Raw genomic sequence first — 24,358 nt, 5'->3', positions numbered from 1 at the left:
GTTGGCGCGCAGGCGCTGGGCCAGTTTACCAGACGGCGGCGCCGTAGCGAAATGCGTCGAGCCGGTGCTCGGCCACACGGAACCAGCTATTGGACTGGTTCATGAACGCTTTCCAGTGCTCGTACACCTTCTTGAAGTCGCCGTTCTTGGCGGCGATGTCGTCGAAGGTCTCGATCGACGCCTTGTAGCAGGCCTCGAGCACCGGTTGCGGAAACGCCCGCAACTCAGTCCCGCCCGCGATCAGTCGCCGCAGCGCATCCGGGTTTCGCGCATCGTACTTGGCCTGCATCAGCAGATTCTGCTCGTTGGCGGCGGTCTCGAACGCGGCCTTGAATTGCACCGGGAGCGCGTCCCATGCCGCGGCGTTGACGAGCGTGGTGATCATCGCCGAGCCTTCCCACCATCCCGGCGTATAATAGTATTTCGCCACCTTGGCGAAGCCGAGCTTTTCATCGTCATACGGCCCGATCCACTCCGCCGCGTCAATGGTACCGCGTTCAAGCGCCGGATAGATGTCGCCGGCGGGGATTTGCGTCGGCACCGCGCCGAGCCGCGACAGCACGGTCCCGCCGAGTCCGCCGATTCGCATGCGCAAGCCCTTGAGATCTTCGACCGACTTGATCTCCTTGCGAAACCAACCGCCCATCTGCACGCCGGTGTTGCCGCAGGGAAAATTGAGCAATCCTTCCTTGCGGAAAACTTCGCGCAGCACTTCAAGACCTCCGCCGTAGTAGAGCCATGCCGCCTGCTGGCGCGAATTGGCACCGAAGGCAACGCCGGAATCGAAGGCGTATACCGGGTTTTTTCCCACATAGAACGCGGTCAAGGTGTGACCGCATTCCACGGTGCTGTTCGCGACCGCATCAAAGACCTGGGTGCCAGGAACGATTTCGCCGCCGGCGAACACGCCCACTTGAAACTTGCCGTCGGTGAGCTGAGCAATACGCTGGCTCATGAGCTCCGCCGAGCCATGGATGGTGTCGAGGCTCTTCGGCCAGCTTGTGGTCATGCGCCAGCGGACCTGGCCCGATTGGGCGATGGCCGGAGTTGCGACGGCGAGGGCGGCGGCCCCGGCCGCCTGGCTCAGGAAGGTGCGCCTCTTCATCGCGATGCTCCACGCAGTTGTTGGCCAGACAAACAAAAACGCTGTCGCGTGCGGCAAGCCGGATAAGGCCAGCAGCGCGGTCGCCGAAATGATCTTCTTCCAATCGTAGTGGCATCGTTGCTTCGCAGAGCCATCGTCGCACTTTCCCCTGTCCAGCGCATTGAATATGACGTCATAAAAATATGATGGTATACTGATGAACTTTCCGAGGACTGTCAAACGGGAAACGCTCCGGATTTAGCGCCGCCGAGAGGAAAGATTCGGCACGCTGCCTGCCATCGGCGCCATGCATAAACGATCGACGTGGTGCGCACCGCTGGTGCAGCAATTTCGATAGGACTAGTGCGTTGCGCGTCCGGTGATGTGTTGCCATGGCAATGCAAGTCGCTCGACGAAATCCAGCAACTCGATCAAGACGACGCCAAGCACGGCCAGGATGGCGATGGCCGCGAACACGCGCGGCGTGTCGAACATGCCTTGCGCGCTCAGGATGACGTAGCCGAGGCCGCGCTGCGACGACACGAACTCGCCGACGATCGCCCCGACCAACGCCAGAGACATCGCGACTTTCAGTCCGGCGAATAGGTGGGGCAGGGCACAGAAGAGTTTGATGCGCGTGAGCACCTTCCAGCGTGAACCGCGCAATGTGTGAGCCAGGTCGAGAATGTCGGGAGGGACAGAACGCAGGCCCAGGATGGTGTCGATGACCACCGCGAACACCGCGATCAGAAATGCGATCGCAATCTTCGGCTCGGCGCCGGTGCCGAACCAAATGATGCAGAGCGGCGCAATTGCGACTTTCGGGACGCTGTTGAGCGCGACGAACAACGGGAACAACAGCCGATCCAGCACTTTCCATTCGGTGACGACCACCGCAAACAGCACGCCGAGTATGGCCGCTACCATGAACCCAGCCAGCGTGATGCCAACCGTGTAGGCGGTCTGCTGTGCGAACCACAAGGGCGACTGCGCAAGCTCGCCGAAGATAAGCGAAGGTGGCGGCAGCAGCACCGGGCGTACCTGGTAGATGCGGCAGAACAGTTCCCACAACAGCAGGAATCCGGCCGCACCCGCGAAGGGCAGCGCTTTGCGGCGGAGCGCTACGGCGTAGCCGCGAGAGGCCTCAGTCATGCAGTAGCCCCATGTTCTCGAACAGGCCGCGGACATGGCGCGAGTAGCGTCCGAACGGCTCTGTCTCGCGCACTGCGAGCCTGCGCTCATCCGGCAGCTCGACCTGGATGTCCTCAATCACAGTGCCCGGACGCGGGCTGAATACGACGATGCGGCTGGACAGGAAGATCGCCTCCGAGATGCTGTGGGTGACAAAGACCACGGTCATCCGCAGCTGCGTCCAGAGCCGGTGAAGGTCGACATTGAGCTGGTCGCGCGTCAGCGCGTCCAGCGCGCCGAACGGCTCGTCCATCAGCAATAGCCGTGGCTCCAGCAACAGGGACCGGCACATCGCAACACGCTGGCGCATGCCTCCCGACAGGGTGCGCGGATAGGCTTGCACGAAGCCCGAAAGCCCTGCCATTTTGAGCAGCTCGCGCGCCCGCGGCTCGAATTCGCGTCTGCGCCCGCCGCTGAAGTCGGCCGGCAACAGCACGTTGTCGAGCACGTTCATCCAGTCCAGCAGGGCGTCGCGCTGGAACGCCATGCCCAGCCGTTCGGGCGGGCCCTCGATTGGCTTGCCGTCGACCAGCAGTGTCCCGCCGGTGGTTTGCTCGAGTCCGGCCAGGCAGCGGAGGAACGTGCTCTTGCCGCAGCCACTCGGCCCAAGCAGGCTGACGAACTCGCCTTCCGCGATGTTCATCGAGATGTTTGCGATGGCGGTGACCCCGTCGGCGGCATCGCCAAACCGCTTGCCGACGTCCTTTGCGGCGATCATCCTCGCGCCTTACTTCAAGGCCGTGCTGACCTCAGCGACGATCTTTGGATCGATCATGTCGTTGGTGTAGAGATCGCGCGGATCCATGGCATCACTGAGCAGCCCGCCCTGCGAGAGGGTTGTCACCGCCTGCTGCCAGTCCGACGGCGCCATAGTTCCGAACGGGAGCGAGCGGACGGCATCCGTCTGCGCGTAGTTCTTTAGCGTATCGATCTGCTGCCGCAACACTTTCGGGTCGAGCTTGGCCTGTGGCCGGGCGGCCATGATCGCCTTTACACCTTCGTCCTCGTGGCCGTTGAAGATGTAGGCCCAGCATCCGGCCACCACGCTCGTGAATCGCCTGAGCGCGTCGGATTTGGCGCCGATGGTTTTCTCGGTCGCAAACAGCCCAAAGCTGGGAAATCGCAATCCGGCGTCGGCAAAGCGCACGGCGGTCGACGGCCGCTTGGACTCGACCACGGCAAGGAAAAACGGCACCGAGGAAAACGCCGCATCGGCACGACCCGTCATGTACATGCCGGCCTTGCCGGCCGCGTCGACGTTGATTAGGTCGACGTCGTCGCGCTTCAGCTTGCCGGTGGCGAGAAAGCGGTCGATGAACGGAGCCTCGAGCGAACCCGCGGTAAACGCGATCTTCTTGCCTTTGAGGTCCGCCGCACTGCTGATGCCGCCGTCCTTCGGCACCAAAAGGCCGATATCGTTTTCCTGGATGAAGCCTGCGATCGCCTTTACCGGTAGACCCTTAGAGCGCGCGATCGCCATTGGCGCGAGCGAGGCGTGGCCGACATCGTACTCGCCGTTGCCAACGATTTGCACCGTGGCCACCGAGCCGTTGCCGTCGTCGATGCTGACGTCGAGACCGTATTTCTTGAACAACCCGCTTTCCTGCGCAAGGTGGAACGGGGCCTGGTCGCCCCAAGGCGTCCAGTCGAGCCGGACCCTGATCGCGTCGGCGGCCGTGACTTCGCAGGCAAGCAGCTGAAGCGCAAGAAGCGCGATGAACGTGCGGGACAAATGGCGCAGGCGAAGCATGCATACCTCGAATGTTCAATGGCCGGCGCGTGAGAGGCTAACAGGTTTGTCGGGCAGCGCAAGATAGGATGGTGTACTGACGAATTTGTCGCGGGCGGCAGGATACTCTAGGAAGCCGCATTGCATGGGTTCGGCGCGCGAATCCGCTGTACTTTCTTGCCGGATTGCAGAACAGCTTGGGAAGCGGCGCTCGCCGACGTACCCGAGATCGGATTGAAGGACAATGATAACACGCCGCAACACAGCGACGAAATCACGGGCCACCGAGCCCAAAAAGAAGCACGGCTTTTCCCTTGCGCAAGCCCGCGACGTCGGCCAGGCAAGATCGCCGGACATGCCGCTGTGGGCGCGACCGGGTTACCTGCTGCGCCGGCTGCACCAGATTCATTATGCTTTGTTCTTCGAAGAGTGCGACGAGTTCGACATCACGCCCGTGCAGTACGGACTTCTGACCACGCTGTCACTCAATCCCGATCTCGACCAGAACTCGATCGGTCGCGAGCTCGGCATCGATCGCACCAATGTCGCCGACGTGCTGGCACGCCTTGCCCGGCGCGGACTGCTGGAGCGCCATCGCAGCAAGGCGGACAAGCGCATGGTGCTTGCGCGTTTGACGCCGGCCGGGCAGCGCATCACCGAGCAGATGTATGCGGCCATGCTGCGCGCTCAAAACAGGCTGCTGGCTCCGCTTTCGCCGGACGAGCGCAAGGCCTTCATCGATACGCTGCTGCTGCTGATCGAGGGCAACAACCATCTCGGCCGGACGATCTATAATCCGAGTTAGTGGCCACCGCCGGCCATCAGAACGCGTCTGGCTGCGTACTCGGTTGGGTGTCGCGGAATGCGCCAAGCGCCATGCAGCGCTCGAAGACACCTTTTATGATCGGATAGTCATCAACCGAACAATCGAACCGTGCGGCGTTGAAGACCTGCGGCACGAGACAGATGTCTGCCATTGTGACACTATCGCCCAGGCAATAAGCGCCATGCCGCCGAGCCTCCCGCAAGTAGTCCTCCAAGCCCCGGAATCCTTCTGCGATCCAGTGCGAGTACCACGCCCTGGTCGCTGCATCGTCTGCACCAAATTGCGTCTTCAAATGCTTGAGCACCCGCACATTATTCAAGGGGTGCATTTCGCAGCCGATGATTTGCGACACGGTCCGCACGTAACTCCGCCCCTCAATGTCGCGCGGCATCAGCGGCGGCTCGGGATAAGCCTCGTCGAGATACTCGATGATCGCCAGCGACTGGGTGTAGCGGCGGCCGCGATCGATCAAAAGCGGCAGCAGCCGCTGCGGATTGAGTGCCTGATAGCCGGCCGCGTGATGCTCCATCTTCGGCAGGCTTACATAATGCGGCTCATAGTCGAGGCCCTTGTAAGCCAGCGCGATTCTCAGCCTGAACGACGTCGAGGAGCGGAAGAAAGTGTAGAGCTGTCGCTGCACGGTCCTCAGCCTGCCGCCTTCTGAAGAATCTCATCCGGGGTTGAGGAAACCACCTCGACATATTTAGGCACGAACTTGCCGCCCTCGATGTACTTGATGAATTCCGGCTTGATCTCATTGGCGAGGATCTTGCGGATCTTCGCGTGTTCCTCGATGTCCGCCCATTCCGCGATCAGGAAGAACCGTTGCGGATCTTCGGTGTCGCGGCACAGTACGCCGTCCTTCACCTGAGCCGCCGATTTGTGCATGGGATTGTCATCGGAATAGTCGAACTTTTCGAATGACTTGATGAATTCGGCCTCATGGCCGGCCTTCACACGAAAATCGTAGATGTGCAGGAAGTTTCCCTTGGTGGCGATCGGCTCCTGAGCCATGTCACGTCCTTTCCCAGTGGGGCTGTTTTTGAACCGGTCCAAGACCCCCGTATTGTGCGCGGACCAAATATGAGGTTATACTGACGATATGCAATAGGCAATCTTAGATCGCATTTTGCAGTCGCTGCTTTTTGGTCGAGACGCAATCGGGATTTGTCGCGCATGGCATGGCAGCGGGCAGCATCACTGGAATCAATCCCCGAGAACGGCGTGCTCGGCGTTGAGATCGCCGGAACGCCGGTCGCACTTTATCGCCTGAAGGACGAAGTTTATGCGACGCATGGTGTGTGCACGCATGCCCTCGCGCTCCTCGCCGAGGGCTTTGTCGAGGATGGCAAGATCGAATGCCCGTTGCACCAGGGCGTATTCGACATCCGCAGCGGCAAGGCGCTATGCGCGCCGCTCACCAGGGACCTCCAGACGTTTGCGGTGAAGGTCGAAGGCGGCGAAGTTTTCGTTGCCCTGGACCAGTCGGCCCACGAGGCAGGCGAAAAGCGCCCCGAGGAGAGTACGCTGGAAAATGCAGCAGCCACTGGTGGCGTTGTCGTCATCGGAGCCGGTCAGGCCGCGGCCGCTGCCATCATCGCCATGCGCGAAGCCGGTTTCGGCGGCACGATCGACCTGATCGGCGATGAACCACATCCGCCTTACGAACGACCGCCGTTGTCGAAGGAGATGCTGTCGGGGCAGGGCGGAGGCCCTCTATATCGCCTGACCGAAGAGGACGCGACACGGCAAAAGGTGAAGCTGCATCTTGGCATTCGCGCCGCGGCCGTCGACAGCGCAGCACAAACGGTCCGGCTTGACGACGGTACGACGCTATCCTACGGCGCGCTTTTGCTGACGACCGGCGGTCGGGCTCGCCGCCTCACCGTGCCCGGCACCGATTTGCCTAACGTGCTGCACCTTCGTACGATCGAGGATGCCGCCGCGATCGATCGAGCATTCGGCAACGCATCCGATGTTTGTATCATCGGGGGCGGTTTCATTGGCCTCGAGCTCGCATCGGCCGCATCCGCGCGCGGGCTCGCCGTGACCTTGCTGGAGCGCGAGGCGGAGATCATGTCGCGGCTGTTGCCGGCGTCGCTTGGCCGCGTGTTCAGGAAGCTGGCACAGCAGCACCAAGTGGATTTGCGGCTCAACGCCGATGTGCGTGCGATTGTGGAACGCGGCCGCCGCCTCGGTATCGACGCCGGCGGAGAGATCATCGAAGCCGATTTGGTGCTGGTAGGCATAGGGCTGGAGCCCGAACTTGACCTCGCGCAAACCGCGGGCTGCCAGTGCGCCGGGGGCATCGTGGTGGATGCCGACGGGCGCACCAGCGTTCCGCGGATCTGGGCGGCCGGCGATTGTGCATTGCATCACATCGAAAGCGGCAACCGCGCGCTCCGGCTGGAAAGCTGGCACAACGCCGAAGAGCAGGGCGATGCCGCCGGCCGTTCGATCGCAGGAGTCACCGCGACTGCGCGCAAGGCGCCCTGGTTCTGGACCGATCAATTCAGTCTCAACATCCAGATGCTCGGGCTGGTCGGAGCCGGCGACCTCGTGGCCCATTCCGGGGTGCCGGGCGCCGCCCCGGGAGCGGTCTACCGCACGATCGACCGCAATAGCGGGCGCCTCACCGGGGTGGTGGCCTTCTCGAAGACCAAGGCCATCCGGGAGGCCAGGGCCGAGCTTGAAAAGGAAGGTCCGTTCGATCTTGCGGCGGCCGGAGCGCAGCTGTTGAATGCGATATCGGCGAGCGAAGAAATCAACTTGGAGGTCGGCGACATGAACGCAAATCCCCCGCTCTCGATCACCACTCGCTACGTCTGGCCGAAGGAAGGCCTGCGGCGAATTCCCGATTGGGTCTACACCGACCAGACCATCTACGAGCGAGAGATCGAACGCATCTTCCAGGGTCGCACCTGGAATTACGTGGCGCTCGAATGCGAAGTGCCCAATCCCGGAGATTACATCCGGTCCAATGTCGGGCCGACGCCGGTGGTGGTGTCGCGTGCGGAGGACGGCACCATCCACGTGTTCGAAAATCGCTGCGCGCACCGCGCCGCCGAATTCTGCCGCGAGCTGAGCGGCAACGCCAAGGAGTTCGTCTGTCCCTATCACCAGTGGTCCTACGACCTGAAAGGCAATCTGGCGGGCGTTCCGTTCCGGCGCGGCGTCGACGGCAAGGGCGGCATGCCCAAGGATTTCCACAATGCCGATCACGGGCTGCGACGGCTCAATGTCACGACCCATCGCGGCGTGGTGTTCGCGTCGTATCGGCCGGACATGGAGACGTTGCAGGAATATCTCGGGCCGGAGATTCTGGCCGAATTCGAGGCGACCTTCGACGGCCGCAAGCCGCGGCTACTCGGCCATTACCGTCACACGCTGCCGGGCAACTGGAAGCTCTACCACGAAAATCTGAAGGATCCTTATCACGCGACCTTGCTGCATACGTTCCTTGTGAGCTTCGGCCTGCTGGTCGCCGGCAACAAGTCTCTGATGCTCGCCGATCCGACCGGACGTCATGGCGTGATGGCGTCGGCCAAGTCCGACAAGTCGGTCAGCAGCGAGAGCAAGAACGAGATGCGGGCCTATCGCGAAGGCATGGAGCTGGCTGACCCGCGGTTGATGAACTTCATCGAGGAGTTCGACAGTCCCTGGTCCGTCACCATGGCGACGATCTGGCCCAATCTGATCATTCAGCGTGAGATGAACACGCTCGGCGTGCGTCAGATCGTGCCGACCGGTCCGCATGAGTTCATCATGAAATGGACGATGTTCGGCTTCGAAGGCGACGACGAGGAGATGACGCGGCACAGGCTCCGGCAAGGCAACCTGATGGGGCCGGCCGGCTTTCTCGGGCTGGAGGACAACGAGGCGATCAAGTTCGTGCAGGACGGCATGCAGCACGTGCCGAACGGCAATCATCTCGTCGAGCTCGATCCGGCGGTGGCGATGGGAACGTCGGACACGCTGATCTCCGAGGCCGCGATCCGCGGGATGTACCAGCACTGGCGCCAGGAAATGGGACTCTAGCCATGGAGAGCCTGTCATGACACGCCCGCTTTCCACCCCTGTCGTTGCCGATGCCCGGCTCGAGGCCGTGCTGCTGCGCCACGAGATCGAGACGTTCAATACCGCCTATGCCGTAACTCTCGACGAACAGCGGCTGATGGACTGGGTCGAGCTGTTCACGGACGATGCCCTCTACGTGGTCCTGTCGCGTGAGAATTTCGACCGCGGCCTGCCAGTTGGGCTGATTTACTGCGAGAACAAAGGCATGATCCGCGACCGTGCCTTCGCCCTGCGGGAAACCGCGATGTTTGCGCCGCGTTACCTGCGGCACATGATCGCCAACCTCAGCGTCTTCGAGGAGGCGAGCGACGGCACGATTACGGCGCGCGCCAACTACGTGGTCCTGCAAGTGCTGTTCGATCGCCCTGACGCGACTCTGCATCAGGTCGGCACCTACTATGACAAGTTTCGCCGTACCGCTGACGGCCTCAGGCTGGCCGAGCGCCGTTGCGTCTACGACAATCTTTTGGTGCCGAATGCGCTTTGCATTCCCGTGTAAGGGCGGACGGGCAAGCCGCCCTGCCGCCGGGCGGCCCAGTTTCGCAATTCTCGTCCGGGGCTGATCAGGTGGCCGATCACGATCTTCTGTTCTGTTCCGCGCTGGAGTTACGCGAGCGCATACGCACGCGCCGCATTTCGTCGGCCGTAGTGACGCAAGGGGTGCTGCATCGGATCGAGCAGACACAGCCCACCTTGAACGCGTTTATTACGATCGATCGTGAGGGCGCGATGCAGGCCGCGCGCGCGGCGGATGCTGCCGTCGAACGCGGCGATGCCCTTGGCGCACTGCATGGCGTGCCGGTCTCGATCAAGGACATCATCAACACCGCGGGCATGCGCACGACGTGGGGCTCGCGGCTGATGGCGGACAACGTGCCGGATGCCGATGCCGTGGCGGTCGAGCGTCTGCGATGCGCCGGAGCCGTCATCGTGGGCAAGACCACAACCCCTGAATTTGCACACAAGCTGCTGACCGATAGTCCCCTGTTTGGAACAACGCGAAATCCGTGGAACACGGCGCTTACGCCCGGCGGGTCCAGCGGCGGATCCGCCGTCGCCGTGGCGGCCGGCATGGGACCTATATCGCTGGCGACCGACGCGGGCGCAAGCACGCGGCTGCCCGCGGCGCTCACCGGCATCGTAGGGCTGAAGCCGACGCTTGGCGTCATTCCACACAGTCAGGTGCCCGACGCCTTTAACAACTTCATTCATCTAGGTCTGATGGCGCGCACCGTGGCTGATGCCGCTTTAATGCTCGACGTAGTGTCCGGTGCGCATCGCGCTGATCCGCATTCGATGGGCCGTGGCCCGGCGAATGCGCTGGCGGCCCTGCAGGGTCCAACAGAAGGGATCAACCTGCTGAAGATCGCCTGGCGTCCGCTGGTTGGCAACAGAATGCTCGACACCGAGGTACGCCGCTGCTGCGAGGCTGCGCTCGTGGCCTTCCGTGAGTTCGGCTGCACGGTCGAACAGCGCGACGAGCCAGTTGCGAATGCGGGGCCGGCGTGGCGCGTTCTGCAGCAATCAAACTGGGCCGCTCGTTTTCACGGACGATTGGAGGATGTCGCCGCTCAGCTCGACACCAGCTTTGTCGAAGGCATTCGGGCCGGCGGCGCGTATTCCGGTCATGAACTCCTGCAGGCGACGTACAAGCGAACACAATATTTCCGCGCCGTGCAAGACTGGTTTGAAGCGTACGATCTGGTGCTGACGCCGACCTGCAGCCGGCCGCCGCTTCCGGCCGAGGCAGGCGCGCTCGATCGAATCACCATCAACGGCGAAGATGCCGGCGATATGCGCGAGAGCTGGGTGCCTTACCTCAACCTGTTTGATCTCACCGGACATCCAGCCGTCAGTGTCCCTTGTGGGTTCACTTCAAGTGGACTGCCCGTCGGGCTGCAGATCGTCGGGCGCTGGCACGAAGACGCCCTGGTGCTAAGGGCCGCGGCGGCCTTTGAGGCTGCGCGCCCGTGGGCGCATCATACGCCGCGATAACGTTGGGACGATCCTTGATTGCGGGGCAGTCGAGCCGGATCCAAGTGGCACCACTGCTAAGGGCACCGCAATGCCCAAAAGAGCTTCAGTACCAACCAGCGATCACCCGGGGTAAAGCTCTCCTAATATTCTGATATAGGCGAGCGAGCGGCGGCAGGGCGTTAAGCGGTATGTCGAATGTTTCAATGAGATTGATTGGATCCGCTTGCCACGTGTGCAACCTGGCTGTCCCTGTCGAAAACCTTATCTGGCTGGTAGTTGATGGAGAATCGGGCGATGCTGTTGTGCCATGAGGGATCTTTGCAGGCTTATTGGTTGGATGGTCGTCGATCTGATCCGCTCGCGAGCAGCGCTTGAGGCAGAGATTTGGACGTTGCGGCAGCAAATAAATGTTCGGAGGACTGAGGCAGGGGTTCCCACAATCGACGGCGATGCGCGACTACCAACCGGAGGTTGGAGGAATCGCCACCGATACGATACCTAATCTGCTTGCGGGTTTCGTTGCAGATAGGGATCGTCGGTCGACGGATCGCCGCTCCAGCCTCATGCGCGAAATGACTAATGCGGTGAACAAACATGGTCAGGACTTCCATGTTTCTCCGCCCTTCACCGCCGAAGAAGCCACGCCGGCCGCCGCTGAACAATGGGCCACGGCCGAAAAACAGCGGCTCGATGCCCATGAACTGGTTCAGTATGAGGAGCAGTGCCGGAACGCCGCCACCGAAATGACGTCGGCTTTCCGCGACGACCTGCTCCACCGCCTGGACGACGCCTTCACAGGGATCAGGGCAACGCTCACCGAGTTGAACCGGCACCTGGCCGATCGGCAATTCCACGGTCGCGATTACTTTTCGTTCAAGGCACTAGAGGCTCCAACCCACGTGACATGATCGATCTCGTCAACGAATCCGCCGGCCCGACTTCAGCCTGCCGCTGTTCGGCGACCGAAGCCAGGATGCCAACACACCGACGATGCGCGCGGTCCGCCGGATCGAGGAGATCTTGTCCAATCCGGAAGCGAAGACTGACGAGATCGAGGATCCGCGCAAATACTTCAATTTCGAGCTCTACATCCAGGATGCCAACGGCAAGATCCGGTCGTCGCTGACTAGCCGGGCAGGGACGGGATCCGGCGGCGAGGGGCAGCTTCCGTTTTACATCGCAATCGGCGCTTCCCTGGCTGCCACCTACCAGAACCGGCGGACCGGCGAGAGCGGACTGTCGCTGGCGATCTTCGACGAGGCCTTCAACCGCCTGGACACGAAGGCGATCGGTCAGTGTTCGGAATTCATGCGTGACCTTGGCCTTCAGGTCGTCCTGGCTACGCCCGACGAAAAGGCGCCATGTCTTCATGGAGGTCGTCGATACCGTGGTGAACGTCAATCGCCTGGGTAATCAGGTGATGATCGACACCGAACTCCTCACCTTGAAGGCGCGAGGCGAACTCGTCGCGGCCGACCCCTATCGCAAGGGCTTCGACGTATTCAAGGCCGAACTGATCGCGGATGAGCAATCCACGGTCACTTCGCAGGATCAGGCAGCGGAATGACCGACCTGGGGACAGCCGACGCCGGCGTCGAATTCCTCGAACGGCTGCTGGAGCGAAGCGAACGGCATCCGGATCGGTCCCGGCCGGCATTTGCCGCTCCGGAGTACGACAAGCTGTCTACGGTGCAGCAGGTTGGCCGCTTCCATGATCTCATGGCGGCAGCAGAGCGGTTCGGCGCCGTCGAGGTGCAACGGGGCCGAAGAGATCGTGGTCATCTGATCGAACGCGTGCGTGTTCGCGATCCGGATCTGCTCGCCCGTCACCTGGGCCGTCCGACCGCGGCCGTGGTCGCGCAGCGCGCTCGGGACGAATTGCTTCCAATCGCGACGTCGGGAGAGGCCTGGGTGGTCCGCCTGCTTGACGAAATGGCGGGGCACTGGGCAAGGAGTGAAAGCGCTTATCGCCTCGCCGCCGCGGAGATAGAAGCCAGCAAGGAGTTCTTCATGCTGCTGGCTTCGATCTCGCGGCTGGAAGCTCGAGGGCTGGACGCGCGCACGTTCTCGCTCAGGGCGACGAACGATACGAAGGCGTTCGATCGACACGCCTCCCGGCTCGCTACCGTCGTTGGCATCCAATTTGGCCAGCCTGGCGCTGCGGCCGATGCAATCTGGGCCAGCATCGGTTTGGAACGTTACAGCCACCCAATTCACCTGAAAAGACCGGTTATCTTCGAGGGAGAGGTGGGGGTTTTGGTTGATGGCAACGCTGCGCCGTTCGCCTCGGTCCATCCTGAAATGCTGCCGCTTCTCAAGATGGGCACTCGGCCTAGTTTTGTGCTGACAGTCGAGAATTACGCCAGCTTCAATCGTCAGGTGCGAGAGATGGGCGGCGAGGGACTGATCGTGTACCTCGGTGGTTTTCCTTCCGCGGGGGTCGTCTCGCTGCTGAATAGGGCCCTGTCGACAATCGGCGACGACGTGCCCTTCTTTCACTGGGGGGACATCGATCCAGGCGGCTTGAAGATCTTTCGATTTTTGGAACAGGTGCTGCCTCGCAGGCCCCGTCCTCATCTCATGAACAGGAAGTTGGTCGAAGAATTTGGCAAGCCGGCGATGACCGACAATTCGCTGCGCGCAATTGGGGAATCGGACAGTTCTTTGGCCGAATTGGCGATGTGGATGTCGACGACGAAGGATCCAAAAATCCTAGAGCAGGAAGCCCCCGATCCACGTCATCCGCCTGTTGGCTCACTCGCGGGTCGGATCGAGGAAGAGTAGGAGTTGGTCTCACCGGCCGGACATTAACCCGAGTTCGGTCTAAATTGAATCCTCCAGGGCGGTTTCCGGACCCCGACGAGTAGTAGTTACGTCGAATTGTAGCCCGGATGGAGCGCAGCGCAATCCGGGGTGGCTCGTAACGGCAATAGCCGTATTACGGTGCTCGACATGGACGACCTCAATACATTGCAATTATCGCAATCGGAGCTCCGATCAACATGAGCCTGCCGAACACTCCATTCGACCCGGCGCGCGAGGCAGCCCTGGTAACCGGTGCGGGAAATGGCATCGGCCATGCCATCGCCCAAGCCTTGGTCGGCGAAGGCGTGCGAAGCCGTCAAACTGCAGCAGGCGAAAAAGAAGCCTCCGTATTGAGGGTAGCCCGGATTTCGCGCCGCTTCGGCCGTAGCCATTTAGCTGGGGACGGCGTGTAGTCTGGTGTAAGGGCTGCGCGGCAACGATTTGTTTGAAATACCGGCTGTGGTTCGATTCTAACATTCGCATTCCGTCTCAGTTGGCGTCGTTGCGAATGTTACAATCGAAGGACCACTAGAATCCCTTTCGGAGCTGCCCGTGAACGAGACACTGGTTTCAACCTGTCAGATGTTCCTTGTCCCGCTGACGATCCTGTTCGCAGCCGTTGGCGTCGCCAACACGCGATTTGTCAAGCTGCTGGTGTGCCTATTGGGTGTCGCGATTGCCGCGCTGTGGATCTATCGCGTGTGGCTTTGGACCGGGCTGTCGCTGCTCGACCGCCGCACCGGCGTCGGCCTCGCCGGACTGTTCGCGTTCTGCTGGGTGCTGACACTGCTGAATCAATTGAAGAGCATGATCTCGCAGCGGTGATAGATCAAAAAAAAGGACGTGGGGAATGCCGGGTGCCCATCCGGTCGTGCCGCAAAGACGCGAGGAATGTGAGCGTTTGCCAATGCCGTGCGACGCTTGTCCGCGCAGGCGCGCTGTCCTCTCTGCCCCCAACCATGGGTGCGGATGATGTTGGTCTTGGCCCAGGTCTCATCGATGAAGACGCCGTCGATGGTCCACGAATAACAGGGAGGGCGTCAGCGAGAACTTCAGGTAATGTCGTCCCTAAGGGGACGCCCGGTGGACGGGCGCCCTCGATGGAGCACAGGTACTTCTCGTTGGCGCCCCAGCGATGACAACAGGGCAAATACTGCTCTTACTTCGATCCGGTGGCCTGTCATCCCGTTGCAAATCCTGAGGGTATACCGTTGTTGTCCGAAGATGATTTTGAAAGCAGTCTCGACACCGTTTGCGAGGCGGCGGCCGGATCAATTGAGGGGGTCTTCGGTCCCGCTTCACTGACCTGGCGGGTCGACCGCGAGGCGGCCGTCTTCTTTGGCGCCGGCCGCGCCTTGTTGCTTCAGTTGGCGCATCCCTGGGAATGCCTTGACCACGTTGTTGTGTCGGGCGAGCGACACCTCCGTCACATACTGCTGTCGTACATGAGTTATCACAACGAGATCCGGACGCATTTATCTTTGGAGAAAGATGCGCCGATCTTGCGCGCCGTCGAAGTAGCCGGGCGCATTCTTTGCCGCCCAATTCTCGGCGGGCTACACCACCAGTATGTCCGGATTTGATTTACGCCCCTGATCTCGCCACCCGGATTATGAACTAGCAGCAGCGCCCAGCACTCCGTCCATTGAAGCGCCGCTCGATGAACATGTTGACGTATTCACCCTCAGCCATCGGTGCCAAGCCGGGATGCCGCGCCGCATGGTGGATCAAGTAGGCCTTATAGTCGGGCGCACCAATGACCCTAAGCCAACCCTGGCGCAGTTGTGTGGCCGCGTCCCGCGCGCACGCAAAGCACCCTTCTACCGTCGCCCCTGTGACTTCCCGGCACGACAGGACCGGTTTCCGAACATTACGCAGGAGCACCGGACAATCCTCCCTCACGAATTGCTGGCGGCGTCTCAGCCGCACTCGGCATGGCATTGCGGAACGCTTTCAGCGACATTCGCAGCGTGAAATAAGCCATGACTAGCACGAGAGCAACGAACAGCACTGTGAGCGTGCCGCATATGTAGTTGTTGAAAGCCACACGCTCCATCTCGGCAATGCTCTTGGCCGGAGCGAGGACAGTGCCAGCCGAAGCCGCCTCGCTGTACTTGTTGGCCAACGCGTAGAATCCAACGCGCGGATCGGACGAGAACGCCTTCATCCACCCTGCCGTGAGGGTGCAAACCAGAAGCCATGCCGTGGGCGCAAGCGTCACCCAGGCGTAGCGCTCGCGCTTAAGCTTGATCAGCACGGTAGTGGCCAACAGAAGAGCAATGCCGGCGAGCATCTGGTTCGAGATGCCGAATAGCGGCCAGATCGTATTCACTCCCCCAAGCGGGTCGACCGTGCCCTGATAGACGAAGTAGCCCCATGCGGCGACACAGAGCAGTGTAGCAACCACATTGGAAAACAGGGACTCGGTGCGGCCGAGCGGGGCATAGATGTTGCCGAGCAGATCCTGAATCATAAATCGCCCTGCGCGGGTGCCGGCATCAACCGCCGTGAGGATGAACAGTGCTTCGAACAGGATGGCGAAGTGGTACCAAAAGGCTTCGAGCGCCTTGCCTCCAAAGGCCTGTGCCATGATTTGTGCCATGCCCACCGCCAAAGTCGGGGCGCCGCCGGCTCGGTTGAGGATAGTGTGTTCCCCCACGTCGGTTGCGGTCTGGGTGATCGCTTCGGGGGTGATCACCCAACCCCAATTGCTAATTACCTCGGCTGCCTTTTGAGGCGTGTCGCCGATTACCGCCGCCGGACTGTTCATGGCGAAGTAGATGCCAGGATCGAGCACACATGCAGCGGAAAGCGCCATTATGGCGACGAAAGACTCCATCAGCATGCCGCCGTAGCCGACAAAACGGGCGTCCGACTCCCGCTCGATCATCTTTGGCGTCGTGCCGGACGAGATCAACGCGTGAAAGCCCGAAACTGCGCCGCATGCGATGGTGATGAAAAGGAACGGGAATAGCGGGCCGGAAAACACTGGTCCGCTACCGTCGGTGAAACGGGTCACCGCCTCCATCTTCAGATCGGGCTGGACCAGATAAATGCCGATCGCGAGCGCGACAATGACGCCGATCTTGAGGAACGTGCTGAGGTAATCGCGAGGAGCGAGGAGGAGCCACACTGGCAGCATAGAGGCGATGGCGCCATAAACGATGATTGCCAAAGCTAGGGCAGGCGCGCTGTGGGTGAAAGCTGGCCCGAGCGTTGCGTCTTGGGCCACGTACTGGCCATACCAGATGGCGAGCAAGAGAACGATCACGCCGAATGCAGAGGCTTCTCCCACTTTGCCTGGCCGGATGCTCCGCATGTAGACACCCATGAGCATGGCGGTCGGGATCGTGACGGCAACCGTAAACGTGCCCCACGGGCTTTCGCCCAATGCCTTCACGACGACCAGGCCGAGGGCGGCGAGGATTATGATCATAATCCCGAGGGTGCCAACGAGGGCAACGCCGCCCGCGATTGGGCCCATTTCCATTTTCACCATTTCGCCGAGCGAGCGGCCGTCGCGTCGCATCGAGCAGAATAGAATAACGAAATCCTGCACCGCGCCCGCAAACACCACTCCTACGAGGATCCATAGAGTTCCCGGCAGATAGCCCATCTGTGCAGCGAGCACCGGCCCGACCAGTGGTCCGGCCCCCGCGATGGCCGCGAAGTGATGACCGAAGACGACGTATCTGTTGGTAGGAACGTAGTCGAGGCCATCATTATGGCGCTCGGCCGGCGTCATGCGCGTGTCGTCCAGCTGCAAGACCTTCTCGGCGATGAACTTGCTGTAAAAGCGATAGGAGATGAGGTAGACGCAGATAGCCGCTGTCACCAGCCAGGCCGCGCTAACCGGCTCATTGCGATTGAGCGCGATGCCAGCAAGTGCGAATGCGCCCAGCGCGGTTATACCCGTCCATATCAGCCAAGATAGTGCCCGCTTCGGCAGCTCAGGATTTGAGAGTGCGTGTTGCGACATGGCCTTCCTCCCTCGGTTGGCTCCAATCTAAAGGCATTGCCCATGGAATCCCCACTCGGCTACCTGCGATAAATAGTTTACCAAGCCAACTTGCGACTAGCGCTCGACAGTGAGAGCGATGCCCATACCGCCGCCGATGCACAGCGTCGCGAGCCCGCGCTTGGCGTTCCGCTTCTGCATTTCATGCAGAAGGGTCACTAGAATACGTGCGCCGGACGCGCCGATCGGGTGACCGATGGCGATGGCACCGCCGTTGACGTTCACGATGTCGGTGTTCCAGGCCATGTCCCGGTTGACGGCGAGCGCCTGCGCGGCGAACGCCTCGTTCGCCTCGACGAGATCAAGGTCGGCAACCTTCCAGCCGGCCTTCTCGAGCGCCCGCCGAGAGGCGGGAATTGGGCCTGAGCCCATGATGGCCGGATTGACGCCGGCGGTGGACCAGGAGGCGATGCGGGCGAGCGGCGTGATGCCGCGCCGCTGCGCCTCTGTGGCGCTCATGATGACGAACGCGGCGGCACCGTCGTTCAGTCCCGAGGCATTGCCGGCGGTGACTGTGCCGTCCTTGGAGAAAGCGGGCTTGAGCTTCGCAACCGCGTCGAGCGTCGTGCCGGGACGTATATACTCATCCTGGTCAACGACGATGTCGCCTTTGCGTGATTGCACCGTCACCGGTGCGATCTCGTCCTTGAAGCGGCCGGATGTCTGGGCCGCTTCCGCCTTGTTCTGCGAGGCGACGGCGAATCTGTCCTGATCTTCGCGGCTGATCTGCCATTTCTGGGCGACGTTCTCCGCCGTTGTCCCCATGTGATAGCCGTGGAACGCATCCCAGAGGCCATCCTTGATCATGGTGTCGACGAACTTCACGTCGCCCATCTTCGTTCCGTCTCGCATGTGAGCCGCGTGCGGCGACAGCGACATCGATTCCTGGCCGCCGGCGACGATGACGTCGGCGTCTCCACTGGCGACATGCAGCATGCCGAGCGCGACTGCCCGCAGTCCCGAGCCGCACACCTGATTGAGGCTCCAGGCCGTCTTGTCTTCGGGGATGCCCGCCTTCATGGCGGCTTGCCGCGCCGGGTTCTGCCCTTGGCCGGCCGTGAGCACTTGGCCGAGGATCACCTCGTCGACTTCTTTGCCCGCGAGCTTTGCCCGCTCGAGGGCGGCCTTGATGGCAACCGCACCAAGGTCGTGCGCGGGCAGGTTGGCAAACGCGCCGTTGAACGACCCGACCGGGGTCCTTGCCGCCGAGGCGATAACGATGTCAGTCATGATTTTCCTCCTCTAGTCTCCATATCTGGTTCAGGCGGCGCGCACCGTGACGTAGCGGCCGGGCGCAGGCTCGATCTCGGGAAACGCGGTGCTGCCCAGGCGCGTGCGTGCCCGCACCTGCGTGCCGGCGTGAGAACGAAGCCAGGCGCTCCAGTCCAACCACCAGCTTCCGGGTACCTCGCGCGCCGTCTCCAGCCAGCGTTCGGGCCGCTTTCCCTGCTCGCCTTCGATCCAGTAGTTGCGCTTGTTGCGCGCTGCCGGGTTGATTACACCCGCGATGTGGCCACTTGCTCCGAGCACGAAGCGCAAGTCGCCGGACACCAGTTGCGTGGTCCGGTAGGCGGTTTGCCAGGGCACGATGTGATCCTCGCGACTTGCCAGCACATAGGTGGGCACGTGGATCGCCGAGAGGTCGACCTTGACCCCGCATTGGGTCGTCTCCCCGGGGTTGCGGAGGTTGTTCTCCAGGTAGGTGTTACGCACATACCAGCAGTACATGGGGCCCGGCAGGTTCGTGCTGTCGGCGTTCCAGTACAGAATGTCGAACGCACCCGGCTGGCGCCCTTCGAGATAGTTGCCGACCACGTAGGGCCAGATGAGATCGTTTCCGCGCAGCGTGGAGAACACGAACGCGAGCTCTCGCCCCGGGAGGATGCCGCCGCCGCCGATCGTTTGCTCGCGCGCCGCCACACTCTGCTCGTCGATCAGCAAGGCGATCTCGCCGGCCTGCGCGAAGTCGAGCATCGTCGTGAGGAACGTCAGGCTTTCGATCTTGTCCTCGTTGCGCGCCGCCATCACGGAAGCCGCGCAACCGAGCATCGTGCCGCCGACGCAGAAGCCCAGTGCGTTGACTTTGTTGGCACCGGTGATTTCGCAAGCGACGTCGATCGCCCGCATGATCCCCTCGGTGAGATAGTCGTCCCACGTCAGATGGCCTTGCTCGACCATCACGTTGCGCCAGGACACGATGAAGACGGTGTTGCCCTGCTCGACGGCGTAGCGCACGAACGAATTGGCCGGTTGCAGATCGAACACGTAGAACTTGTTGATGCTGGGCGGAATCAAGACCAGTGGCCGCGCGCCTACCGTCTCCGTGAGCGGCTGGTACTGGATCAACTGAAGCAGCTCGTTCTCGAAGACCACGGAACCGGTCGTAATCGCCAGATTCCGGCCGACCTCGAAAGCCTGCTCGTCGGTTATCGAGATGCGGCCTTTGCCGAGATCATCGAGCAGGTTCCTCACGCCCGTCGCCACGCTGTCGCCGCCGGTCTCCATCGCACGCCGGATCACCCGGGGATTGGTGGCAAGGTAGTTCGACGGGCTCAGCGCATCCAGGATCTGCCGTGCGAAGAAACGCATTCTTGCCCGCGTCCTGTCGTCGAGGGACGCACGCTCGATCAGATCGTTCACGTAGCGGGCGTTCACGAGGTACGACTGCTTGAGAAACTCGTGATATGGGCTTTTCTTCCACTCCTCGCTTGCGAACCGCCGATCGCCCTTGGCCGGCTGCATGGGGCCGGAACCGAAGGCGCTGTTCATCCACAACGCGCCCATCTGTTGTAAGTAATTCTGCTGGACCGAGGCAAGTTCGCTGTAGCGTGTGAAGTTGGTTGCGTTGTCGCCGCTCGTTAGCAGGCCGGTCGCAAGCTGCTGCATCATCGCCTGGCTGGTTTGCGAGAAACTCGTTAGGTACTCGAGCGGGATCGGGTTGTTCATTGGTCCCTCAATGCAGTTTCACATGCGGTTCGGTGCGCCGCGTGATCAGTCGCGCAAGGGTATCGAGCGTTACCTTGGTCGGCCCGTGCAGCGCGAATTCGTGCATCTTGTAGAGCGATCGGTACATCAGCCGCGCGAACAGGCCCTCGATCCAGAGGCTACGCCCCATGAGGCCGCCCATCAGGCTTCCGACCGTCGAGTACTCACCGAGCGACACAAGCGAGCCGAAATCCCGGTAATGCCAAGGCGCGAGAGACTGGCCCGCCAACCGTCGCTTGACCTGCTTGAAGGCGTGCGTCGCTTGCTGGTGTGCCGCCTGGGCTCGGGGCGGAACGTTCTGGCCCGGCTTGCCATCCCAGGCACAGGCCGCGCAGTCGCCGATGACGAAAATGTTCTCGTCGCGGGTTGCTTGCAGGGTCGATGTGACGACCAGCTGGTTGAGGCGATTTGTCTCCAAACCGTCGAGGTCCTTGAGCACATCGGGCGCTTTGACGCCGGCGGCCCAGACGACGAGTTCCGCCGGAATGAATTCGCCGCTTGCAAGTTTCACTCCGTTTGTCGCGACCTCGGCGACTTTCGATGAGGCACAGACGCGCACCCCGAGGTCCTTCAAAAGGGCAGCCGCCGAATTCGACAACCGTTCGGGTAGCGCCGGCAATATGCGGTCCGCCGCTTCGATGAGATTGATCCTGATGTCTCGTTTGGAATCGATGCGATCGAGACCGTAGGCAACGACCTGTCGCGTCGTGTAGTGCAATTCCGCGGCGAGCTCCGTTCCCGTGGCTCCTGCACCGATGATCGCCACCTGGAGTTGCTCGGGCCGCAGCGGCGTGGATTGCGCATGGCCACGGATGTATGCGTTCACCAGGCGGCTGTGAAACCGCTTGGCCTCCAGGGGCGTATCCAGCGACAACGCGTGCTTGCGTACGCCCGGTGTGCCAAAGTCATTGCACTGACTGCCGATCGCGATGACCAGCGTATCGTAATGAAAGCTCCGCGGCGGCGTGACCAGCTGTCCCTCGTCGTCGACATGGGCAGCAAGATGAACGGCGCGCGCCCGCCGATCGAGCCCCATCAGCTCGCCGATGCGATAGCGGAAATGATGCCAATGCGCCTGCGCCAGGTAGTCGATCTCGTGCACGCCGAGATCCATGCTGCCGGCTCCGATCTCATGCAGCAGCGGCTTCCACAGATGGGCGCGGCATTTGTCGACGAGGGTCACGTCGGCCCGTTTGTAACGACCCAGCTTGTTGCCGAGCCGGGTCACGAGCTCCAGCCCGCCGGCGCCGCCGCCGACGACGATAACGCGATGGAGATCGGACGTCTCGCTCACCATGTGTTCCGTTCCGAGCTTGCCGGCGTCGGACAGGGTCACTCCGCCGCCATTCGGGGCAGCGCATGCGCGCTGGTCTGTGCCGCATCGACGACCGCCAACGCCGTCATGTTGAGGATGCCGCGGACCGTGGCGGTCTGTGTCAGAATATGAGCGGACTTGTCGGCACCGAGCAGGATCGGTCCTACGGTGACGCCGCCGCCGGCGGCCATCCGCAACAGGTTGAAGGCGATGTTGGCCGCGTCCAGACTGGGCATTATCAGGAGATTGGCTTCCTCCGCCAGATGCGAGTCGGGGAAGACCCGATCGAGCACCCGTTTTGACAGCGCGGCATCGGCGTGCATCTCGCCTTCCACCGCCAGATCGGGCGCCTGCAACTGAATGAGCGCCAGCGCCGCGCGCATCTTGCCGGCGGAGGGTGAGTCGGCGCTGCCGAAGCTCGAATGCGAAAGCAAGGCGACGCTGGGCACGAGGCCAAAGCGTCGAACCTCCTCGGCAGCGAGCAGGGTGAGCTCGGCGAGTTGCTCTGGTGATGGGTCGAAATTCACGTAGGTATCGCACATGAAGAGCGGACGCCCGCCCAGGATCACCATGTTCATCGTGCCCAGCGTGCGCACGCCGTCGCGCAGGCCGATGACCTGGCGCACATAGTTGAGGTGCTCGGCAAAAGCCCCCGATGTCCCGCACAGCATGGTATCGACATCGCCGCGGCGCAGCAGCATCGCTGCGATCAGCGTCGAGCGGTTGCGCATGCCCTCGCGCGCCAGCGTCTGGGTCACGCCGCTGCGGCGCACGAGGTCATAATACTCGCGCCAGCTTTCCTCATATCGGCGATCGTTTTCGAAGCAGACGATTTCGCAGTTGCGACCGTCCTCCAGGCGCAACCCCAAGGACTCGATGCGGGGATTGATGACGTCGGGCCGCCCCACAAGAACGGGTCTTCCGAGACTTTCGTCGACGATGAGCTGCGCCGCACGCAGTACGCGATCGTCTTCACCCTCGGCCAGTGCAATCTGCATCTGCGCGACCTTGGCCGCTGCGAAGACCGGCTCCATGCTCGCGCCGGACTGGTACATGAAGCGAGCCATGATTTGCCGGTAGGCTTCGAGGTCGGCCAGCGGGCGACTCGCCACGCCGCTCTCCATCGCGGCCTTGGCTACCGCTGGCGCGATGCGCTCGATCAGGCGCGGATCGAACGGAGTGGGGATCAGGTAGTCGGGGCCGAATTGGAGACGCTGATCCCCATAGGCGGTGGCGACGACATCCGACACCTCCGCGTGCGCCAGACTGGCGATGGCACGAACGGCGGCCGATTTCATCGCCTCGTTGATGGTCGTTGCGCCGACATCAAGGGCGCCGCGGAACAGGAAGGGAAAGCACAGGACGTTGTTGACCTGGTTTGGATAGTCAGAGCGGCCCGTCGCGATGATGGCATCGGGACGTACGGCCTTGGCTTCCTCCGGCAAGATCTCCGGGGTCGGGTTGGCCAATGCCAGGATCAGCGGGTCCTTCGCCATGCGTTTGACCATGTCCGGCTTGAGCACGCCGCCGGCCGACAGCCCAAGAAAGATATCGGCCCCCTCGATGATGTCCCCCAGGGTGCGCGCGGAAGTCGGCCGCGCATAGCGCGCCTTGATCGGGTCCATTCCTTCGGGGCGGCCCTCGTACACGACACCTTTCGCATCGGTGACGAGAATGTTTTCCATGCGAACGCCGAGGCTGACGAGCTGGTCCAGGCAGGCGATGGCCGCCGCACCGGCGCCGGAGCAGGCGATCTTCACATTGCTGATGTTCTTGCCGACCAGCTCGAGGCCATTGAGGACGGCCGCCGCGGCGATGATTGCGGTGCCGTGCTGATCGTCGTGGAACACCGGTATCTTCATGCGCTCCCGTAGCGCCCGCTCGATGTAGAAGCACTCCGGGGCCTTGATGTCCTCGAGGTTGATTCCGCCGAAGGTCGGCTCCAGGCTGGCCACGATCTCGACCAGCTTGTCCGGATCGCTCTCGTCCACCTCGATGTCGAACACGTCGATGCCGGCGAACTTCTTGAACAGGCAGCCCTTGCCTTCCATCACCGGCTTACCGGCGAGCGCCCCGATATTGCCGAGGCCAAGTACGGCGGAGCCGTTGGTGATTACCGCAACCAGGTTGGCGCGCGACGTCAGCGTGGCCGCTTCCTTCGGGTCGTCCCGGATAGCGAGGCACGCGTAGGCGACGCCGGGGGAATAGGCGAGCGCGAGGTCGTGCTGGTTCACCAGGCTTTTGGTCGGCGTGACGGAGATTTTTCCCGACGTCGGCACGCGATGATATTCCAGTGCGTCGCGGCGCAGCTGTTCTTCCATCATGTCCTCCCACTGTCTCTCTCGTCGCGC

The 24,358-nt window shown here is 62.0% G+C and carries 22 protein-coding genes and 1 pseudogene; 11 read left to right on the top strand and 12 right to left on the bottom strand.

Going from position 1 to position 24,358, the window contains the following annotated elements; translation table 11 throughout:
- Positions 1–25: 25 nt before the first annotated feature.
- From N554_RS0123350 to N554_RS0123335, 4 genes are all read right to left on the bottom strand, one after another.
- A complete protein-coding gene (locus N554_RS0123350; protein ID WP_029585715.1) occupies positions 26–1,105 on the bottom strand; it encodes a TRAP transporter substrate-binding protein in 1,080 nt (359 codons plus the stop codon).
- A gap of 339 nt (positions 1,106–1,444) precedes the next feature.
- Positions 1,445–2,236, bottom strand: coding sequence for an ABC transporter permease (locus N554_RS0123345; RefSeq protein ID WP_051677656.1), 792 nt, complete (start codon positions 2,234–2,236; stop codon positions 1,445–1,447).
- Positions 2,229–2,993, bottom strand: a complete 765-nt coding sequence (locus tag N554_RS0123340; protein WP_029585713.1) for an ABC transporter ATP-binding protein — start codon at positions 2,991–2,993, stop codon at positions 2,229–2,231. Before N554_RS0123340 ends, N554_RS0123345 begins: the two co-directional genes overlap by 8 nt.
- Before the next feature lie 9 nt (positions 2,994–3,002).
- Positions 3,003–4,025 (bottom strand): ABC transporter substrate-binding protein, encoded by a 1,023-nt coding sequence (locus N554_RS0123335; RefSeq protein ID WP_029585712.1) that lies wholly within the window; start codon positions 4,023–4,025, stop codon positions 3,003–3,005.
- Positions 4,026–4,248: 223 nt separating this feature from the next.
- Here N554_RS0123335 and N554_RS0123330 point away from each other — a divergent pair, with 223 nt between their 5' ends.
- Complete coding sequence (locus tag N554_RS0123330) at positions 4,249–4,809, top strand: MarR family winged helix-turn-helix transcriptional regulator (RefSeq protein ID WP_245283690.1); 561 nt, start codon at positions 4,249–4,251, stop codon at positions 4,807–4,809.
- A 16-nt stretch (positions 4,810–4,825) separates the two neighbouring features.
- Here N554_RS0123330 and maiA read toward each other — a convergent pair whose 3' ends face one another.
- Together maiA and N554_RS0123320 are read right to left on the bottom strand one after the other, a co-directional pair.
- Positions 4,826–5,470: a maleylacetoacetate isomerase gene (maiA, locus tag N554_RS0123325; protein ID WP_029585710.1), complete on the bottom strand. Its 645-nt coding sequence runs from the start codon at positions 5,468–5,470 to the stop codon at positions 4,826–4,828.
- Between the two features lie 5 nt (positions 5,471–5,475).
- Positions 5,476–5,844 carry an antibiotic biosynthesis monooxygenase family protein gene (locus N554_RS0123320; RefSeq protein WP_029585709.1) on the bottom strand — a complete coding sequence of 123 codons (369 nt, stop codon included), beginning with the start codon at positions 5,842–5,844 and terminating at the stop codon, positions 5,476–5,478.
- 162 nt (positions 5,845–6,006) lie between these two features.
- Between N554_RS0123320 and N554_RS0123315 the strand changes: the two genes are divergently transcribed.
- The 10 genes and pseudogenes from N554_RS0123315 to N554_RS42195 form a co-directional block, all read left to right on the top strand.
- A complete protein-coding gene (locus N554_RS0123315; protein ID WP_029585708.1) occupies positions 6,007–8,868 on the top strand; it encodes an FAD-dependent oxidoreductase in 2,862 nt (953 codons plus the stop codon).
- A gap of 16 nt (positions 8,869–8,884) precedes the next feature.
- Positions 8,885–9,406 carry an aromatic-ring-hydroxylating dioxygenase subunit beta gene (locus N554_RS0123310; RefSeq protein WP_029585707.1) on the top strand — a complete coding sequence of 174 codons (522 nt, stop codon included), beginning with the start codon at positions 8,885–8,887 and terminating at the stop codon, positions 9,404–9,406.
- A 68-nt stretch (positions 9,407–9,474) separates the two neighbouring features.
- Positions 9,475–10,902, top strand: a complete 1,428-nt coding sequence (locus tag N554_RS0123305) for an amidase (protein ID WP_036053874.1) — start codon at positions 9,475–9,477, stop codon at positions 10,900–10,902.
- A 431-nt stretch (positions 10,903–11,333) separates the two neighbouring features.
- Positions 11,334–11,792 carry a hypothetical protein gene (locus N554_RS42220; RefSeq protein ID WP_245283689.1) on the top strand — a complete coding sequence of 153 codons (459 nt, stop codon included), beginning with the start codon at positions 11,334–11,336 and terminating at the stop codon, positions 11,790–11,792.
- A gap of 82 nt (positions 11,793–11,874) precedes the next feature.
- Positions 11,875–12,297, top strand: a complete 423-nt coding sequence (locus N554_RS42215) for an SbcC/MukB-like Walker B domain-containing protein (RefSeq protein ID WP_029585704.1) — start codon at positions 11,875–11,877, stop codon at positions 12,295–12,297.
- Positions 12,275–12,451, top strand: a complete 177-nt coding sequence (locus tag N554_RS42210) for a hypothetical protein (protein WP_245283688.1) — start codon at positions 12,275–12,277, stop codon at positions 12,449–12,451. Before N554_RS42215 ends, N554_RS42210 begins: the two co-directional genes overlap by 23 nt.
- Positions 12,448–13,668, top strand: coding sequence for a Wadjet anti-phage system protein JetD domain-containing protein (locus N554_RS0123285; protein WP_051677655.1), 1,221 nt, complete (start codon positions 12,448–12,450; stop codon positions 13,666–13,668). The genes N554_RS42210 and N554_RS0123285 overlap by 4 nt, the downstream gene beginning before the upstream one ends.
- A 218-nt stretch (positions 13,669–13,886) precedes the next feature.
- Positions 13,887–14,102: a hypothetical protein gene (locus N554_RS42205; protein ID WP_029585702.1), complete on the top strand. Its 216-nt coding sequence runs from the start codon at positions 13,887–13,889 to the stop codon at positions 14,100–14,102.
- 139 nt (positions 14,103–14,241) lie between these two features.
- Positions 14,242–14,514 carry a hypothetical protein gene (locus tag N554_RS0123275; protein WP_029585701.1) on the top strand — a complete coding sequence of 91 codons (273 nt, stop codon included), beginning with the start codon at positions 14,242–14,244 and terminating at the stop codon, positions 14,512–14,514.
- 386 nt (positions 14,515–14,900) lie between these two features.
- A pseudogene (locus tag N554_RS42195) lies at positions 14,901–15,071 on the top strand (DUF2236 domain-containing protein); the annotation flags it as partial.
- 235 nt (positions 15,072–15,306) lie between these two features.
- Here N554_RS42195 and N554_RS43100 read toward each other — a convergent pair.
- The 6 genes from N554_RS43100 to N554_RS0123245 all read right to left on the bottom strand — a co-directional run bounded on the left by N554_RS43100 (position 15,307) and on the right by N554_RS0123245 (position 24,328).
- Entirely contained in the window at positions 15,307–15,630 is a 324-nt protein-coding gene (locus N554_RS43100; RefSeq protein WP_081851379.1) for a CstA-like transporter-associated (seleno)protein, read from the bottom strand.
- Complete coding sequence (locus N554_RS0123265; protein ID WP_051677654.1) at positions 15,560–17,668, bottom strand: carbon starvation CstA family protein; 2,109 nt, start codon at positions 17,666–17,668, stop codon at positions 15,560–15,562. The genes N554_RS43100 and N554_RS0123265 overlap by 71 nt, the downstream gene beginning before the upstream one ends.
- Positions 17,669–17,764: 96 nt before the next feature.
- Positions 17,765–18,937, bottom strand: a complete 1,173-nt coding sequence (locus N554_RS0123260) for an acetyl-CoA C-acetyltransferase (protein ID WP_029585698.1) — start codon at positions 18,935–18,937, stop codon at positions 17,765–17,767.
- 30 nt (positions 18,938–18,967) lie between these two features.
- Positions 18,968–20,653 carry a PHA/PHB synthase family protein gene (locus N554_RS0123255; protein ID WP_029585697.1) on the bottom strand — a complete coding sequence of 562 codons (1,686 nt, stop codon included), beginning with the start codon at positions 20,651–20,653 and terminating at the stop codon, positions 18,968–18,970.
- Positions 20,654–20,660: 7 nt separating this feature from the next.
- Positions 20,661–21,989 carry an NAD(P)/FAD-dependent oxidoreductase gene (locus N554_RS0123250; RefSeq protein WP_029585696.1) on the bottom strand — a complete coding sequence of 443 codons (1,329 nt, stop codon included), beginning with the start codon at positions 21,987–21,989 and terminating at the stop codon, positions 20,661–20,663.
- A 35-nt stretch (positions 21,990–22,024) separates the two neighbouring features.
- Positions 22,025–24,328 carry an NADP-dependent malic enzyme gene (locus N554_RS0123245; protein WP_029585695.1) on the bottom strand — a complete coding sequence of 768 codons (2,304 nt, stop codon included), beginning with the start codon at positions 24,326–24,328 and terminating at the stop codon, positions 22,025–22,027.
- Between the last annotated feature and the right edge of the window lie 30 nt (positions 24,329–24,358).

The sequence above is a fragment of the Bradyrhizobium sp. URHD0069 genome (assembly GCF_000701345.1).
GTDB lineage: Bacteria > Pseudomonadota > Alphaproteobacteria > Rhizobiales > Xanthobacteraceae > Bradyrhizobium.
Note: the sequence above shows the minus strand (reverse complement) of the source record. Positions and strands in the feature narration are given on the sequence as shown.

Coding starts and splice junctions, on each gene's coding strand:
- N554_RS43100 (WP_081851379.1), bottom strand. CDS start 15,630: ATGCCATGCCGAGTGCGGCTGAGACGCCGCCAGCAATTCGTGAGGGAG.
- N554_RS0123320 (WP_029585709.1), bottom strand. CDS start 5,844: ATGGCTCAGGAGCCGATCGCCACCAAGGGAAACTTCCTGCACATCTAC.
- N554_RS0123285 (WP_051677655.1), top strand. CDS start 12,448: ATGACCGACCTGGGGACAGCCGACGCCGGCGTCGAATTCCTCGAACGG.
- N554_RS0123255 (WP_029585697.1), bottom strand. CDS start 20,653: ATGAACAACCCGATCCCGCTCGAGTACCTAACGAGTTTCTCGCAAACC.
- N554_RS0123315 (WP_029585708.1), top strand. CDS start 6,007: ATGGCATGGCAGCGGGCAGCATCACTGGAATCAATCCCCGAGAACGGC.
- N554_RS0123340 (WP_029585713.1), bottom strand. CDS start 2,993: ATGATCGCCGCAAAGGACGTCGGCAAGCGGTTTGGCGATGCCGCCGAC.
- N554_RS0123330 (WP_245283690.1), top strand. CDS start 4,249: ATGATAACACGCCGCAACACAGCGACGAAATCACGGGCCACCGAGCCC.
- N554_RS0123335 (WP_029585712.1), bottom strand. CDS start 4,025: ATGCTTCGCCTGCGCCATTTGTCCCGCACGTTCATCGCGCTTCTTGCG.
- N554_RS42205 (WP_029585702.1), top strand. CDS start 13,887: ATGAGCCTGCCGAACACTCCATTCGACCCGGCGCGCGAGGCAGCCCTG.
- N554_RS0123310 (WP_029585707.1), top strand. CDS start 8,885: ATGACACGCCCGCTTTCCACCCCTGTCGTTGCCGATGCCCGGCTCGAG.
- N554_RS0123345 (WP_051677656.1), bottom strand. CDS start 2,236: ATGACTGAGGCCTCTCGCGGCTACGCCGTAGCGCTCCGCCGCAAAGCG.
- N554_RS0123265 (WP_051677654.1), bottom strand. CDS start 17,668: ATGTCGCAACACGCACTCTCAAATCCTGAGCTGCCGAAGCGGGCACTA.
- N554_RS0123245 (WP_029585695.1), bottom strand. CDS start 24,328: ATGGAAGAACAGCTGCGCCGCGACGCACTGGAATATCATCGCGTGCCG.
- N554_RS42220 (WP_245283689.1), top strand. CDS start 11,334: ATGCGCGACTACCAACCGGAGGTTGGAGGAATCGCCACCGATACGATA.
- N554_RS0123250 (WP_029585696.1), bottom strand. CDS start 21,989: ATGGTGAGCGAGACGTCCGATCTCCATCGCGTTATCGTCGTCGGCGGC.
- N554_RS42215 (WP_029585704.1), top strand. CDS start 11,875: ATGCGCGCGGTCCGCCGGATCGAGGAGATCTTGTCCAATCCGGAAGCG.
- N554_RS0123350 (WP_029585715.1), bottom strand. CDS start 1,105: ATGAAGAGGCGCACCTTCCTGAGCCAGGCGGCCGGGGCCGCCGCCCTC.
- N554_RS0123260 (WP_029585698.1), bottom strand. CDS start 18,937: ATGACTGACATCGTTATCGCCTCGGCGGCAAGGACCCCGGTCGGGTCG.